This window comes from Modestobacter sp. SYSU DS0657 (genome assembly GCF_054050925.1).
In genome coordinates, this window is the sequence record NZ_JBJHAG010000018.1 from 18,045 (window position 1) to 32,884 (window position 14,840).

15 protein-coding genes are annotated in these 14,840 nt (G+C 72.7%); all 15 read right to left on the minus strand.

All coding sequences use genetic code 11. From position 1 onward, the window contains the following. Nucleotides 1-103: 103 nt before the first annotated feature. A complete protein-coding gene (gene atpD, locus ACI79A_RS12645; protein ID WP_457075324.1) occupies nt 104-1,549 on the minus strand; it encodes a F0F1 ATP synthase subunit beta in 1,446 nt (481 codons plus the stop codon). 119 nt (nt 1,550-1,668) lie between these two features. Next, nucleotides 1,669-2,643, minus strand: a complete 975-nt coding sequence (locus ACI79A_RS12650; protein ID WP_457083616.1) for a F0F1 ATP synthase subunit gamma — start codon at nt 2,641-2,643, stop codon at nt 1,669-1,671. A 1-nt stretch (nt 2,644) separates the two neighbouring features. Continuing rightward, nucleotides 2,645-4,282, minus strand: a complete 1,638-nt coding sequence (gene atpA / locus ACI79A_RS12655; RefSeq protein WP_457083618.1) for a F0F1 ATP synthase subunit alpha — start codon at nt 4,280-4,282, stop codon at nt 2,645-2,647. A 73-nt stretch (nt 4,283-4,355) separates the two neighbouring features. Next, nucleotides 4,356-5,186, minus strand: a complete 831-nt coding sequence (locus ACI79A_RS12660) for a F0F1 ATP synthase subunit delta (RefSeq protein ID WP_457083620.1) — start codon at nt 5,184-5,186, stop codon at nt 4,356-4,358. Continuing rightward, nucleotides 5,186-5,728, minus strand: a complete 543-nt coding sequence (locus ACI79A_RS12665) for a F0F1 ATP synthase subunit B (RefSeq protein WP_457083622.1) — start codon at nt 5,726-5,728, stop codon at nt 5,186-5,188. Before ACI79A_RS12665 ends, ACI79A_RS12660 begins: the two co-directional genes overlap by 1 nt. A 49-nt stretch (nt 5,729-5,777) precedes the next feature. Continuing rightward, nucleotides 5,778-6,002 carry an ATP synthase F0 subunit C gene (gene atpE / locus ACI79A_RS12670; protein ID WP_457083624.1) on the minus strand — a complete coding sequence of 75 codons (225 nt, stop codon included), beginning with the start codon at nt 6,000-6,002 and terminating at the stop codon, nt 5,778-5,780. Between the two features lie 146 nt (nt 6,003-6,148). Beyond that, the gene (gene atpB / locus ACI79A_RS12675) at nt 6,149-6,976 is read right to left on the minus strand and encodes a F0F1 ATP synthase subunit A (RefSeq protein WP_457083626.1); all 828 of its coding nucleotides are present in this window, start codon (nt 6,974-6,976) and stop codon (nt 6,149-6,151) included. After that, complete coding sequence (locus tag ACI79A_RS12680; protein ID WP_457083628.1) at nt 6,973-7,296, minus strand: AtpZ/AtpI family protein; 324 nt, start codon at nt 7,294-7,296, stop codon at nt 6,973-6,975. Before ACI79A_RS12680 ends, atpB begins: the two co-directional genes overlap by 4 nt. Before the next feature lie 14 nt (nt 7,297-7,310). Continuing rightward, nucleotides 7,311-7,784, minus strand: a complete 474-nt coding sequence (locus tag ACI79A_RS12685) for a hypothetical protein (protein ID WP_457083630.1) — start codon at nt 7,782-7,784, stop codon at nt 7,311-7,313. After that, on the minus strand, nt 7,781-9,052 hold the full coding sequence (locus tag ACI79A_RS12690) for a glycosyltransferase family 4 protein (RefSeq protein ID WP_457083632.1): 1,272 nt from the start codon (nt 9,050-9,052) through the stop codon (nt 7,781-7,783). Before ACI79A_RS12690 ends, ACI79A_RS12685 begins: the two co-directional genes overlap by 4 nt. Before the next feature lie 183 nt (nt 9,053-9,235). Then, nucleotides 9,236-9,877: an L-threonylcarbamoyladenylate synthase gene (locus ACI79A_RS12695; RefSeq protein ID WP_457083634.1), complete on the minus strand. Its 642-nt coding sequence runs from the start codon at nt 9,875-9,877 to the stop codon at nt 9,236-9,238. Between the two features lie 54 nt (nt 9,878-9,931). Beyond that, nucleotides 9,932-10,807, minus strand: a complete 876-nt coding sequence (prmC, locus tag ACI79A_RS12700; protein WP_457083752.1) for a peptide chain release factor N(5)-glutamine methyltransferase — start codon at nt 10,805-10,807, stop codon at nt 9,932-9,934. Then, complete coding sequence (gene prfA, locus ACI79A_RS12705; protein WP_457083636.1) at nt 10,804-11,880, minus strand: peptide chain release factor 1; 1,077 nt, start codon at nt 11,878-11,880, stop codon at nt 10,804-10,806. The genes prmC and prfA overlap by 4 nt, the downstream gene beginning before the upstream one ends. A gap of 147 nt (nt 11,881-12,027) precedes the next feature. Then, nucleotides 12,028-12,252: a 50S ribosomal protein L31 gene (gene rpmE / locus ACI79A_RS12710; protein ID WP_457083638.1), complete on the minus strand. Its 225-nt coding sequence runs from the start codon at nt 12,250-12,252 to the stop codon at nt 12,028-12,030. Between the two features lie 100 nt (nt 12,253-12,352). Beyond that, the gene (gene rho, locus ACI79A_RS12715) at nt 12,353-14,614 is read right to left on the minus strand and encodes a transcription termination factor Rho (RefSeq protein WP_457083640.1); all 2,262 of its coding nucleotides are present in this window, start codon (nt 14,612-14,614) and stop codon (nt 12,353-12,355) included. Between the last annotated feature and the right edge of the window lie 226 nt (nt 14,615-14,840).

Consider the following 14,840-nt stretch of genomic DNA (forward strand, 5'->3'; position numbering starts at 1 on the left):
GCCTCCCCGAAGGGAGACCCGGCCGCTGGTGACCTGGTGGAACGGCCACCCTTCAGGGGCCCGCGCCGAGCCTGCGAGGCGTGGGGGGAAGGGTGGTCCTTCCTCAGCTCTTCTTGAGCTTGTCGAAGTTCCGCTCGAGGTCCTCGAGGCCACCGCACATGAAGAAGGCCTGCTCGGGGACGTGGTCGTACTCGCCGGCCGCGACCGCCTTGAACGCCTGCAGCGTCTCCGACAGCGGGACGTAGGACCCCGGCTGACCGGTGAACGCCTCGGCGACGAACATGTTCTGCGACAGGAAGCGCTCGATGCGACGGGCCCGGTTGACGGTGACCTTGTCCTCCTCACCGAGCTCGTCGATGCCGAGGATCGCGATGATGTCCTGCAGCTCCTGGTAGCGCTGCAGGATCCGCTGCACCTCGCGGGCGATGTCGTAGTGCTCCTGCCCGATGTACTGCGGGTCGAGGATCCGGCTGGTGGAGTCCAGCGGGTCGACGGCCGGGTAGATGCCCTTCTCGGAGATGGGCCGGGAGAGCACGGTCGTCGCGTCCAGGTGGGCGAACGTGGTGTGCGGCGCCGGGTCGGTGATGTCGTCGGCGGGCACGTAGATCGCCTGCATCGAGGTGATCGACCGGCCGCGGGTGGAGGTGATCCGCTCCTGCAGCGTGCCCATCTCGTCGGCCAGGGTCGGCTGGTAGCCCACCGCGGAGGGCATGCGCCCGAGCAGCGTGGAGACCTCGGAGCCGGCCTGGGTGAACCGGAAGATGTTGTCGATGAAGAGCAGCACGTCCTGGTCGGCCTCGTCGCGGAAGTACTCCGCCATGGTCAGCGCCGAGAGCGCGACCCGCAGCCGGGTGCCCGGCGGCTCGTCCATCTGGCCGAAGACCAGCGCGGTCGAGTTGATGACACCGGACTCGGTCATCTCGGTGATGAGGTCGTTGCCCTCACGGGTCCGCTCCCCCACCCCGGCGAAGACCGAGACGCCACCGAACTCCTGGGCGACGCGACGGATCATCTCCTGGATGAGGACCGTCTTGCCCACGCCGGCACCACCGAACAGACCGATCTTCCCGCCACGCACGTAGGGCGTCAGCAGGTCGATGACCTTGATGCCGGTCTCGAGCAGGTCGGTGCGACCCTCGAGCTGGTCGAACTTCGGCGCGTGCCGGTGGATCGTCCAGTGCGGGGCGTCCTCCCCGTAGCCGGGGGTGTCCAGGCACTCGCCGAGTGCGTTGAACACGTGGCCGGTGACGGCCTCACCGACGGGCACGGAGATCGCCGAGCCGGTGTCGGTGACCGGCGCCCCACGGACCAGGCCGTCGGTCGGCGCCATGGAGATGGTGCGGACCACGTTGTCACCCAGGTGCTGGGCGACCTCGAGGGTCAGCGTCTTGCGGAGGTCGGCCAGGGTGACGTCGACCTTCAGCGCGTTGAACAGGTCGGGCATCGCGTCGCGGGGGAACTCGACGTCGACGACCGGCCCGGTGACCCGGACGACGCGGCCGGAGCCGGTCGTCTCCCGGGTGGTCGGACGGTCCTCGGTGACGGTCATCTGTGCTGCTCTCCTGCCCTCGGGCTCGGTGGTCCTACGTCTTCAGTGTCCCCGGCGGCGGCGGTCTGCGCCGTCGCCGGGGACGGTGGAACGGGTGCGGGGGTCGGTCGTCCCGACCCTCAGTCGTCCTGGCCCGCGGAGACGAGTGCGTCGGCGCCGCCGACGATCTCGCTGATCTCCTGGGTGATCTCCGCCTGCCGGGCCTGGTTGGCCTGGCGCGACAGGTTCTTGGCCAGCTCCTCGGCGTTGTCCGAGGCGGACTTCATCGCCCGCCGCCGCGACGCCGACTCCGAGGCCGCGGCCTCCAGCATCGCCGCGTAGATGCGGGTGGTGACGTACTTGGGCAGCAGGGCGTCGAGCAGCTGCTCCGGGGAGGGCTCGAACTCGTAGGAGGCCACCGGCTCGGAGCCGTTGGTGGACTGCTGCTCCTCCTCGAGCTCGTCGACCTCCTCGACGACCAGCGGCGCCATCCGCTTGGCGACGGGCACCTGGGACAGCAGCGAGCGGAACTCGGTGTAGACGATGTGTAGCTCGTCGACACCCAGCACGCCGTCGGCCCCGGCCCCGCGGGGGGCTCCCGCGTCCGCAGTGTCATCGTCCTCACCGGCGGTGAATGCCTCGATGAGGGTGGAGCCGACCTCCTGGGCGTTCTCGTACCCGGGCTGCTCGGAGAAGCCGGTCCAGCTGTCCTCGATGGCGCGCTCGCGGAACCGGTAGTACGTCTCGCCCTTGCGGCCGACGACGTACAGCAGCGGCTCCTTGCCCTCGTCGCGCAGCAGGCCGAGCAGCTCCTCGGTACGCCGCAGGACGTTGACGTTGTAGGAGCCGGCGAAGCCCCGGTCGGAGGTGATCACCAGCACCGCCACCCGGCGCGGATTCTCCCGCTCGGTCAGCAGCGGGTGATCGAGGCTGGCGGAACCCGCCAGCGCCGAGAGCACCCGGGTGATCTCCCGGGAGTAGGGCTTGGAGGCCTCCACCCGGGCCTGGGCACGCACGATGCGGGCGCCGGCGATCAGCTCCTGCGCCGAGAAGATCTTCTTCGTCGACCGCGTGGAGCGGATCCGGCGCCGCAGCGCGCGCAGGCTACCGGCCATGTCAGGAGCTCCGCTTGACCCGGACGGTCTCCTGACCGCGCTCGCTGGCGTCCAGGGACTCGACCTCGGGCTCGTTGACCTGCAGGGACTCGCCCTCGCCGGTGGTGAACTGGCCGTAGAAGGCCTCCACCGCCCGCTCCAGGCTGCTCACCGTGTCATCGCTGAGCACCTTGCTGTTGCGGATGTCGTCGAAGACCGTGTTGTCGCCCCGGGCGATGAAGTCCAGGAACTCCGACTCGAACCGGCGCACGTCGCTGACCGGCACGCGGTCGAGCTTGCCGGTCGTGCCCAGCCACAGCGAGACGACCTCGCGCTCCACCGGGTACGGCGAGTACTGCCCCTGCTTGAGGAGCTCCACCAGCCGCTGGCCGCGGTCGAGGGTGGCCCGGCTGGAGGCGTCGAGGTCCGAGGAGAAGGAGGAGAAGGCCTCCAGCTCGCGGAACTGCGCCAGGTCCAGGCGGAGCCGGCCGGCGACGGACTTCATCGCCTTGATCTGCGCCGACCCACCGACGCGGGACACCGAGATGCCCACGTTGATCGCCGGACGCACCCCGGAGTTGAACAGACCGGTCTCGAGGAAGATCTGCCCGTCGGTGATCGAGATGACGTTGGTCGGGATGTACGCCGAGACGTCGTTGCCCTTGGTCTCGATCAGCGGCAGGCCGGTCATCGAGCCCGCGCCCAGCTCGTCGTTGAGCTTCGCGCAACGCTCGAGCAGGCGGGAGTGCAAGTAGAAGACGTCGCCGGGGTAGGCCTCGCGGCCCGGCGGGCGGCGGAGCAGCAGCGACACGGCGCGGTAGGCCTCGGCCTGCTTGGACAGGTCGTCGAAGACGATCAGGACGTGCTTGCCCTCGTACATCCAGTGCTGGCCGATGGCCGAGCCGGTGTAGGGGGCGATGTACTTGAAGCCGGCGGCCTCCGAGGCCGGGGCGGCGACGATGGTCGTGTACTCCATCGCGCCGGCGTCCTCGAGGGCGGCACGGGTGGCCGCGATCGTGGAGCCCTTCTGGCCGACGGCGACGTAGATGCAGCGGACCTGCTGCTTCGGGTCGCCGGTCGCCCAGGCCTGCTTCTGGTTGATGATCGTGTCCAGCGCGATGGCGGACTTGCCGGTCTGCCGGTCACCGATGATCAGCTGGCGCTGGCCGCGGCCGATGGGCGTCATGGCGTCGATCGCCTTGATGCCGGTCTGCATCGGCTCGTGCACCGACTGCCGCTGCACCACGGTGGGCGCCTGCAGCTCGAGGGCGCGGCGGGTGGTGGTCTCGATCGGGCCTGCACCGTCGATCGCGTTGCCGAGCGGGTCGACGACCCGACCCAGGTAGCCGTCACCGACCGGCACGGAGAGGACCTCACCGGTCCGGCGGACCGTCTGGCCCTCCTCGATGCCGGCGAAGTCACCGAGGATGACGACACCGACCTCGCGGGTGTCGAGGTTCAGCGCCAGGCCGCGCACGCCGCCCTCGAACTCGAGCAGCTCGTTGGTCATGACCGAGGGCAGGCCCTCGACCCGGGCGATGCCATCGCCGGACTCGGTGACGACCCCGACCTCTTCCCGGGAGACGTCCGGGGTGTAGTCGGAGACGTAGTTCTGGATGGCACTGCGGATCTCGTCCGCGGAGATCGTCAGCTCGGCCATGGCTCTCGCGTCCTCTTCTGCTGGTGTCTGTGGGTGGTGGGGCGGGCCGGATGCAGGCGGCAGACGGCGGGGGTCAGCCGGCCAGTCGCCGTCCGGCGGCCTCGAGTCGGTGGGCGATGCTCCCGTCGATGACCTCGTCGTCGACGCGGATCACCAGCCCCCCGAGGACCGTCGGGTCGATCTGGACCTGCAGCCCCATGGTGCGCCCGTAGATCCGTTCGAGGGCGGTGATGAGCCGCCGCTGCTGGGCCTCGGTGAGCGGGACGGCGCTGGTCACCGAGGCGACCGACCGGCCGCGCCGGTGGGCGGCGACCGTGGACAGGCGCTCGACCTCGTTCTCCGCGTTGAAGACGTGCGAGCTGGTGAGCGAGTTCCGCAGCAACCGCTCGGTCACCGGGCTGACCTTCCCGGCCAGCAGCCGGTCGAGCAGCTCGAGCTTCCCGGGGCGGGGGGCGGACCGGTCGCCGAGGATCCGGCTCAGCTCGGGGTCCGCGGCCACGATGCGGCCGAATCGGAACAGCTCGTCCTCGACGCCGTCGAGCTCCCCGCGGGCGTCGGCCGCGTCGAGCGCGGCCTCCGTCGCCAGGGTCTCGGTGGCCTCGACGAGGTCCAGCGGCCGGGACCACCGCTGCCGGGCCACCGTCTCGACGACGTCGAGGGCGGTGGCGCCGACCTGCGCGGACAGCAGGCGACGAGCCAGCCCGGCCCGGTCGTCCGGGCGGACGGACGGGTCGGAGAGCGCGCGCCGCAGGGTGATCTGGCCGTCGAGCAGGTGCGCCACGGCGAACAGCTCGTCGGCCAGCGTCAGCAGCGACTCGCCGCGGGTGCGGCTGCGCGCCCCCGCGGTGTGCTGCTCCAGCTGCGCCCGGGAGGCCTCCAGGGCGGCCCGACTCGCGGCGTGCATCAGCGAGTGCCCCCGGACGTGGCGGTCATGCCGTCCAGGTCGTCCAGGAACCGGTCGACGGTGCCGCTGCGGCGCGCGTCGTCGGCCAGGGACTCACCGACGACCCGGCCGGCCAGCTCGACGGCGAGCGTGCCGATCTGGCCGCGCAGCTCGGTGACCACCTGCTGACGGGAGGCAGCGAGCTGCTCCTCGCCGCGGGCGACGATCCGCGCGGACTCCTCCTGGGCCTGCGCCCGGAGCTCCTCGATGATGCGCTGCCCCTCGGCGCGCGCGGCGTCGCGGATCTGCGCCGCCTCGGTGCGGGCCTCGGCCAGCTGGGCGCGGTACTGCTCCAGCGCCGCCTTGGCCTCGGCCTGCATCGCCTCGGCCCGCTCGATCCCGCCCTCGATCGCCTCGCGGCGGGCCTGGAAGACCTGCTCGAAGCGGGGGGCGACGAACTTGACCACCACGAAGAGCAGGATCAGGAAGGCGATCAGCCCGATGATGATCTCGCCGATCGGCGGGATGAGCGGATTGGTGCTCTCCGCGGCCAGGATGCTCATGCTCACAACGTCCCTGTCTGGAGTGGGTACCGGTGGTGATCCGGGTGGATCAGCCGTAGACGAGGGGGGCGACGAAGCCGATCAGGGCCAGCGCCTCGGCGAGGGCGAAGCCGAGGAAGGCGTAGGTACGGGTCAGGCCGGCGGACTCGGGCTGGCGAGCGGTCGCCTGGATGTAGGCAGCCCAGACCAGACCGACACCGATGCCGGGGCCGATCGTGGCGATGCCGTAGCCGACCGAGCCGATGTTGCCGTCGATCTCAGCGAGCAGGTCCATCATCGCGGGGTGTTCCTCCTGTGTCGTCGCCCGGCGGGGGTCCGTCGGGCGGCTGGCGGGGTCGTGCGGGTGGTGCAGTCAGCAGGATCGTCGCAGGTCGCGCCGCCATCGGGACGGGGACCCCGGCGATCCGGGGGGCGCCGAGGTCAGTGCGCGGCCTCGACCGAGCCGTTGAGGTAGGTGCCCATCAGCATCGTGAAGACGTAGGCCTGCAGGAAGATGATCAGCAGCTCGAAGAACGTCATCACGATCGCCATCAGCGCCGAGAGCGGGCCGAAGACCATCGAGAAGTTACCCACCGTGAACAGGTAGGTGGCGCCCAGCGCGAAGGTGACCAGCAGCATGTGGCCGGCGAAGAGATTGGCGAAGAGCCGGATCGCCAGGGTGAAGGGCCGCACGATGAAGTTCTGCAGCAGCTCGAGCGGCGTGATCAGGATGTACATCGGCTTCGGCACGCCGGGCAGGAAGGCGATGTCCCGAAAGTAGGGGACCAGGCCCTGGTTCTTGATGCCGACCGCGATGTAGACGACCCAGCAGACCAGCGCGAGGACCAGCGGGAAGGCGAACCGCGCCATCGGCGAGATCTGGATGCCCGGGATGATCGCCAGCATGTTGTTGGCCAGGATGAAGAAGAACAGCGAGGCCAGGAAGGGCGCGTACGGCAGCCCCTTCGGACCGACCACGTCGCGGGCGATGCCGTCGCGCACCAGCGAGTAGCCGGACTCCGCGAGGAACTGGAGCTTGCCCGGCACGACCTGCGCCTTGCGGGCGGCCAGCACCAGGAAGACGAGCATCGCGGCCGTGGCAAGCCACATGGCGAGGATGATCCGGTCGAAGTCGAACTGGACTCCGAGCGCGGAGAAGCCGAACAGGGTCTCGGGGAAGAACTCACCGATGCCGGGCGCCACGAAGCCGCCACCGGGGTCGCTCTCCACAGCGAGCACGTCGCCGAGCGCGTGGGCGCTGGAGGTCACCGTTGTCCCTTCTGCGTCCTGGGCCGGCTCCGTCGTCCGCCCGGGTTGGTGCCGGTGTGCTGCCCGGGGACCGGGTCGAGCGCACCGTACTTCTTGACCACAACGTAGATGGCCACCGTCACGCCGAGCACCACGCCCACCGGCAGGAGGAAGACAGTCCCCAGCCACCGGTCGAGCAGCCACCCGACCCCGCCCCACACGGCCATCCCGGAGATCATCGTCCCGGTGACCGCCCAGCCCATGTCGGCCCCGCTGGGCTGACGAGCTGGGTGCGCGGGTCGTGGTCGGGCTTCCCCGCGAGCGGGCAGGTCCTCGGCCATCGCGTCGGACACTATCAGCCGCGTGTCGCGGCCTCACCGGGTCCGGCGTCGGCCCCACCCCGGGGCGGGGGTGGGGGCACGTAGAACAGCTGCCGGGTCCACACCCACCGGAGCTGCACGCCGCTCCACAACAGCGCCCCGACGATGACCGTCCAGGCCATCACCCGCCGGTCCGGCCAGCCGTCCTCCGGCAGCGCGGTGAGCAGCGGGAAGAGCAGCACGGCCTTGAGCCCGAAGGTGCCCAGCGCGGCCGGCAGGGTCCAGGTGTCGTCGACCCGGCCGGCCCAGCCGACCACCGCGCCGGAGACGCAGAAGAAGAAGCTGACCACGGCACTGCCGAGCAGCACGGTCAGCGCATCCGCCCAGCTCAGCGCGATGCCGACGACCAGCGCGGCGACCGCGGCCAGCACGGTGGTGACCAGCACGCCGACCCGCAGGAACGACAGGTCCCACGGCACGGCCGACCGGCCCGGGTTCGGGGCGGTCACCGGCGCACCCCCGCCGGCGGGGCCGCGCCGGCCCGCGTGGGCACCGCGTCGGGTTGCGCCGGGACGGCCTCGGCCGCCCCCCTCCCCCGCGCCGCGCGGGTCGCGGGGTGGGCGGTGCGGCTGCGCTCGCGCATCGCGGCGAGCTCGGCCTGACGAGCGGCGATCGCGGCCCGACGGGCGCGCGGGCTGAGGACGACGACCACCCCGACGACCAGCAGCGCGCCGATCACCACGAGCACCTCGACGGTGCCGCCGGTGATGGACAGCGCGACGGCACCGAAGCTCAGCAGGGCGGCCCAGAAGTACATGATCAGCACCGCCCGGCGGTGCGAGTGACCGATGGACAGCAGCCGGTGGTGCAGGTGCATCTTGTCCGGGGCGAACGGCGACTGGCCGCGCAGGCTGCGCCGGACGACGGCCATGAGCAGGTCGACGAAGGGGATGAAGAGGACCGCCACCGGCACCAGGAGCGGCAGGGTCAGCGGGAGCAGGCTGGCCGCGGAGCCCAGCGTCTGCGAGTCGGTCTGCCCGGTGGCCGAGACCGCGGCCGCGGACAGCATCAGCCCGACCAGCATCGACCCCGAGTCGCCCATGAAGATCCGCGCCGGGCTGAAGTTGTGCGGCAGGAAGCCCAGGCAGGCGCCGGCCAGGACGGCGGTGATCAGCGCCGGGGCGCTGGAGACGTCGTCGTAGCCGATGTAGCCCAGGTGGTAGCTGTAGGCGAAGAACGCCAGGGCGGCGATCGCCGAGACACCCGCGGCCAGGCCGTCGAGGCCGTCGATGAAGTTCAGCGCGTTGACCGTGAGCACGGTCAGCAGCACGGTGGCCGGCACCCCGACGTCCGGGCCCAGCGAGAGGGTGCCGATGTCGGCCACCGGCAGGAACACGTAGGCCAGCTGGACGCCCAGCAGGACCATCACCCCGGCCGCGGCGATCTGACCGGTGAGCTTGGTGAGCGCGTCGAGGCCGAACCGGTCGTCGAGCACCCCGAGCAGGCAGATCAGCCCGCCGGCGACCAGCACGGCCACCGTCTGCGAGCTGAACTCGAAGCTGCGCTGCAGCGACGGCAGCTGCGAGGCGACCAGCACGCCGGCGGCCACCCCCAGGTACATCGCTACTCCCCCGCCGCGAGGCGTGGGGATGACGTGCACGTCGCGGTCGCGGACCGCCGCCATCACCTTGAAGCGGACCGCCGCCACCCGCACCACAGGGGTCGCCAGGAAGGTGACCAGACCCGCGGCGAGCAGGACGACGGCGTACTCGCGCATGCGATCAGCGGGCCGTCGTGCGCGTTCCGGACGGACGGGTCATCGCGGTGCACTCCAGAGCGGTGGTGGGACGTCGGCGCCCGCAGCGCCCGGGGCGGGGCACGTGACTGGACACGCCACGGTATCCCGTGCCCGCGCCCCTCCCCTGCCAGACAGCTGTGAACTGCGCTCGCGCCCGGCGCGCTAGTCGGTGACCTCGGGCACGATCTCGCGCAGCCGCTCGACGTCGATGGCGCCGTGCCGGAGCACCCGCGGGGTCGGCGCGGTGCAGTCGACGATCGTGCTCGCCGCGCTCCCGGTCCGCGGCCCGGCGTCGAGCACCACGGCGGCGTGCTCGCCCAGCTGGGCCACCGCCTCCTCCGCGGTGGTCGCCGCCGGCCGGCCGGAGCGGTTGGCGCTGGAGACCGCCAGCGGGCCGGTGCGTCGCAGCAGGTCGCGGGCCACGTCGTCGTCGGGCAGGCGGACCGCCACCGTGCCCTCCGCGTCGCCGAGGTCCCACGCCAGCGAGGGCGCGTGCTCGACCACCAGGGTCAGCCCGCCCGGCCAGAACGCCTCGGCCAGGGCGTGGGCGACCTTCGGGACGGTCGCCACCAGGCCGGCCAGGGTGGACGCCTCACCGATGAGCACCGGTGTGGGCATGCTGCGACCGCGGTTCTTGGCGGCCAGCAGCCGGGTGACGGCCGCCGGGGTGAAGGCGTCGGCCGCGACGCCGTACACCGTGTCGGTGGGCACGAGGACGAGGTCACCGCGCGAGATGGCGACCGCCGCGGCGGTCAGCCCCTGCTCGCGCTGGTCGGGGTCGCTGCAGTCGAAGACGTCGGGCACGAGTGCGCAGTCTGCTCCACCGCACGTGGCCCGCCGCGAACAGGTGGACGCCGGCTACGTGGCGGGGTGGTGCCCGGCCCGCTGGGCCGTGGCGTAGCGCGGCCGGCCGGCGAGGTCGGCGTGGTCGGCCACCTCGGTCCAGCCACCGTGCGCGCGGACCAGCGCCGGCAGCGACGCCCCCTGCTGGTCGGCGTGCTCGATGCCCAGCCACCCGCCGGGCCGCAGCAGGCGGGCCGCGGTGTCCAGCAGGCCACGGACGACGTCCAGACCGTCCGGGCCGCCCCACAGCGCCAGCGGCGGGTCGTGGTCGGCGACCTCCCGGGGCAGGCCGGCGCCGTCGGGCACGTAGGGCGGGTTGGAGACGACGACGTCGACCGCGCCGTCGAGCTCGCTGAGCAGCTGCGGATCGGTCATGTCACCGGCGCGCACGTCGACCGGGGCGTCGCCGGCGGCGGCCCGGGCGCGGGCGTTGTGCCGGGTCCACTCGATCGCCCCCGCGTCGCGTTCGACGGCGACCACCCGGGCACCGGGGTGCTCGTGGGCGACGGACAGCGCGATCGCCCCCGAGCCGGTGCCCAGGTCGACGACGAGGGGCGCGTCCCGACCGGCGATGCGGTCCAGCACCCAGCCGGCGATGAGCTCGGTCTCCGGGCGGGGCACGAACACCCCGGGCCCGACCGCGAGCTCCAGGTGCCGGAACGGAGCGGTGCCGGTGAGGTGCTGCAGCGGCACCCGGTCGGCGCGGAGCTCGACCCACCCGGCGAACCGGTCGGCGGCGGCCGCGGGCACGTCGCCGGCGGTGAGCAGGCCGGCCCGGGACGTGCCCAGGACGGCGGCGAGCAGCAGCTCGGCGTCGACCCGCGGCGACTCCACCCCGGCCTCGGCGAGCCGGCGGGCGGCGTCGGCGAGCAGGGTGCGGGCGGCGGTCAGGAGCCGGCCGCCAGCAGCTCGGCGGTGTGCGCGGCGGTGAGCGCGTCGATCACCGGGTCCAGCTCGCCGTCCAGCACCTGGTCGAGGTTGTGCGCCTTGAAGCCGACCCGGTGGTCGGAGATGCGGTTCTCCGGGAAGTTGTAGGTGCGCACCCGCTCGCTGCGGTCGACGGTGCGGACCTGGCTGCGGCGGGCGTCGCTGGCCGCCGCGTCGGCCTCCTCGCGGGCGGCGGCGAGGAGCCGGGAGCGCAGCACGCGCAGCGCGGACTCGCGGTTCTGCAGCTGGCTCTTCTCGTTCTGCGAGCTGACCACGATGCCGCTGGGCAGGTGGGTGATCCGCACGGCCGAGTCGGTGGTGTTCACGCTCTGCCCGCCGGGGCCGGAGGAGCGGAACACGTCGATGCGCAGGTCGTTCGGGTCGACGCTCACGTCGACCTCCTCGGCCTCGGGCAGCACGAGCACGCCGACGGCGGAGGTGTGGATCCGCCCCTGGGACTCGGTGACCGGCACCCGCTGGACCCGGTGCACGCCGCCCTCGAACTTCAGCCGCGACCAGACCGCCTCGGTGCCGCGCGCCTTGATCGCCACCGCGACGTCCTTGTAACCGCCCAGCTCGGCGGGCACGGCGTCGAGCACCTCGGTGGACCAGCCCTGGCGCTCGGCGTAGCGCAGGTACATGCGGAGCAGGTCCCCGGCGAACAGCGCCGACTCGGCGCCGCCCTCGCCCGCCTTGATCTCGAGGATGACGTCCTTGTCGTCGTCGGGGTCCTTGGGCAGCAGCTGCTCGGTGAGGCGCTGGGTCAGCTCGGTGATGCGGGTCTGCAGGGCCTCGGCCTCGGCGGCGAAGGAGGCGTCCTCGGCGGCCAGCTCCCGTGCCGCGGACAGGTCGTCGCGGGCGGCGTCCAGCGCGCGGGCGGTCTCCACCACCGGGGCCAGCCGGGCGTAGCGACGGCCCAGCCGGCGGGCGCGTGCGGTGTCGGCGTGGACCGCCGGGTCGGCGAGCTCCAGCTCGAGTTCGGCGTGCTCGCTGAGCAGCCCGGCCAGCCGGTCGCTGCCGGTGTCACTGCTGCTCACGGAGCACCTCTCTGCACTTTCCGCGCGGAAAGCGGGACGGGGCCGCCCGCTTTCGGTGCGGAAAGCGGGACGGGCGGCGCGGCGCTGGACATGACGACGGCGCCCGCCCCGCCCCGGTGCGGGGCGGCGCGGGCGCCGTCGGAGGTGCTACTTCTCGGCGCCGGCGGCGCGCTTGCCGAACCGCTTCTCGAAGCGGGCGACGCGGCCACCGGTGTCCAGGATGCGCTGCTTGCCCGTGTAGAAGGGGTGGCAGGCGGAGCAGGTCTCGACGGTCAGCGTGCCGCCGGGAGCCGTGCTGCGGGTGGTGAACGTGTTGCCGCAACCACAGGTCACCTGGGTGACGTTGTAGTCGGGGTGGATGTCGGCCTTCATGCCGTGCACCCTCTCTCTGGTCTCGGGATCTGGTGGTTCGTTCGCTGCCCGGGCCGGGCGGAGCCCCGGCAGCGCAGGCTCGACTGGCCAGTGTACGGGGCTATTCCTTGTCGCCGACGCCGAGCGTCGTCTTCTGCACCTGCATGAGGAACTCGACGTTGTTGCGGGTCTTCCGCATCCGGTCGAGCAGCAGCTCCAGCGCCTGCTGGGGCTCCAGCGCCGACAGCACCCGGCGCAGCTTGATGACGATCGCCAGCTCGTCGGGCGAGAGGAGGATCTCCTCCTTGCGCGTGCCCGAGGCGTTGACGTCGACGGCCGGGAAGACCCGCTTGTCCGCCAGCCGGCGGTCGAGCTTGATCTCCGCGTTACCGGTGCCCTTGAACTCCTCGAAGATGACCGTGTCCATCGTCGAACCGGTCTCGACCAGCGCCGAGGCGATGATCGTCAGCGAGCCGCCGTTCTCGATGTTGCGGGCGGCGCCGAGGAAGCGCTTGGGCGGGTACAGCGCCGTGGAGTCGACACCGCCGGAGAGGATGCGCCCGCTGGCGGGGGCCGCCAGGTTGTAGGCGCGCCCCAGCCGGGTGATCGAGTCCAGCAGGACGACGACGTCGTGGCCCATCTCGACCAGGCGCTTGGCCCGCTCGATGGACAGCTCCGCGACGGTGGTGTGGTCCGCCGGCGGCCGGTCGAAGGTGGAGGCGATGACCTCGCCCTTCACCGACCGCTGCATGTCGGTGACCTCCTCGGGCCGCTCGTCGACCAGGACGACCATGAGGTGGCACTCGGGGTTGTTCGTGGTGATCGCGTTGGCGATCGACTGCAGCACCATCGTCTTGCCGGCCTTCGGCGGGCTGACGATCAGCGCCCGCTGACCCTTGCCGATCGGCATCACCAGGTCCATGACCCGGGTGGTCATCAGGTGCGGCTCGGTCTCCAGCCGCAGGCGGTCCTGCGGGTAGAGCGGGGTGAGCTTGGTGAAGTCCGGGCGGTTGCGGGCCTGCTCGGGGTCCATGCCGTTGACCGAGTCGAGGCGGACCAGGGCGTTGTACTTGTCCTTGCGCTCGCCCTCGCGGGGCTGGCGGACGGCGCCGGTGATCGCGTCACCGCGGCGCAGGCCGTACCGGCGCACCTGGGACAGCGACACGTAGACGTCGTTCGGGCCGGTCAGGTACCCGGACGTGCGGACGAACGCGTAGTTGTCCAGCACGTCGAGGATGCCGGCGACCGGCAGCAGGACGTCGTCCTCGCTGACCGCGGGCTCGCCCTGCTCGAACCGGTCGCGCCCGCCGGCCTGGCCGCCACGGCGGTTGCGGTCGCGGTAGCGACGACCGCGGCGGCGGCCGCCGCCCTCGAAGTCGTCGTCGTCCTCGTCGTTGCGGACGTCGTTGCGGTCGGTGCGCTCGTTGCCCCGGGCACCGTCACGCTGCTCGGCGCGGTCGTTCCGGTTGCGACCGCTGCGGTTGCCCCGCTCGTCGCGGCTGCCCCCGTCGTTGTCGCGGTCGGTGCGGTCGCGGTCGTTGCGGTTGCGCCCGCCGCGCTCCTCGCCGTCCCGGCCCCCGTCGGAGCGGGCGGCCCGGTCCTCACGGGGGCCGCGGTCCTCGCGGTTGCCACGGTCCTCGCGGTTGCCCCGGTCCTCGCGGGTCGCCTCGCCGTCCCGGTCCGCGCGGTTGCGGTCGCGGTTGCGACTGGGGCGCTCACGCTGCGGGCGCTCGCCCTCGGTGCGGCCGTCGGCCGGGGTGCTCTCCGTGGCCGGGGTGCTCTCCGTGGCCGGGGCGGTCTCCGCGGCCGGGGCGGTCTCCGCGGCCGGGGCGGTCTCCGCGGCCGGTGCGTCGGTGGTGCCCGCTTCCGGAGCCGCGTCGCCGCCGCGGGCCGGCGCACCGGCGGGACGGCTCGCCGCACGCCGGCGCCGGCCCGTCGGGGCCGCCTCGGCGGGGTCGGCGTCGGCGGTGGTGACCGGCCCGCCGTTGGCGCCGCCGCTGACGGGCGCCTCGAGGGGTGCCGCCGAGGTGGCGGCCCCGCCGTCGGCGCGGGGCGCCGGGACGGCCGGGCTGTCGGTGGTCTGGGCGTCGCTGCTCTGGGCGTCGCTGGTCTGGGCGTCGCCGGCCGGGGTGCCGCTCTGCGGCGGGGACGCCGGTGCACTCACCTGGCGCTCGGAGATGGCGGCGACCAGGTCGCTCTTGCGCATCTTCGCGGTGCCGGGGATGCCCAGCTCACCGGCCAGGCGCTGCAGCTCGGGGAGCAGCATGCCGGACAGCCCGCTGCCGCGACGGCGGGAACGGGGAGCCGTTCCGGTGCCGGCAGCTGCCTCGTCGGACGGGGCGGCGTCGCGCGCGCCGTCGATGAGGTCGGAGGTCTCGCTCACGTACAGGTCCTTCCCTGCGGTGACCTGCGCCTACCAGCGCAGGAGGTACCCGGTCCCGGGGGCGGCAGGAGCCCGGAGGCTCGTGGCGACCATGCGGAGGCGTCGGGTCTGTGGATGCGGGCCGAGGATCGAGGAGACGATCACCGAGAGAGGGTCATCCGTCTGCAACGTCCCGCGTGAGGCACGCCCGAGGGCGGCTACGTGGTCAGCCTAGATGCCGGCCGAC

Coding starts and splice junctions, on each gene's coding strand:
- atpD (WP_457075324.1), bottom strand. CDS start 1,549: ATGACCGTCACCGAGGACCGTCCGACCACCCGGGAGACGACCGGCTCC.
- ACI79A_RS12650 (WP_457083616.1), bottom strand. CDS start 2,643: ATGGCCGGTAGCCTGCGCGCGCTGCGGCGCCGGATCCGCTCCACGCGG.
- atpA (WP_457083618.1), bottom strand. CDS start 4,282: ATGGCCGAGCTGACGATCTCCGCGGACGAGATCCGCAGTGCCATCCAG.
- ACI79A_RS12660 (WP_457083620.1), bottom strand. CDS start 5,186: ATGCACGCCGCGAGTCGGGCCGCCCTGGAGGCCTCCCGGGCGCAGCTG.
- ACI79A_RS12665 (WP_457083622.1), bottom strand. CDS start 5,728: ATGAGCATCCTGGCCGCGGAGAGCACCAATCCGCTCATCCCGCCGATC.
- atpE (WP_457083624.1), bottom strand. CDS start 6,002: ATGGACCTGCTCGCTGAGATCGACGGCAACATCGGCTCGGTCGGCTAC.
- ACI79A_RS12680 (WP_457083628.1), bottom strand. CDS start 7,296: ATGGCCGAGGACCTGCCCGCTCGCGGGGAAGCCCGACCACGACCCGCG.
- ACI79A_RS12690 (WP_457083632.1), bottom strand. CDS start 9,052: ATGCGCGAGTACGCCGTCGTCCTGCTCGCCGCGGGTCTGGTCACCTTC.
- rpmE (WP_457083638.1), bottom strand. CDS start 12,252: ATGAAGGCCGACATCCACCCCGACTACAACGTCACCCAGGTGACCTGT.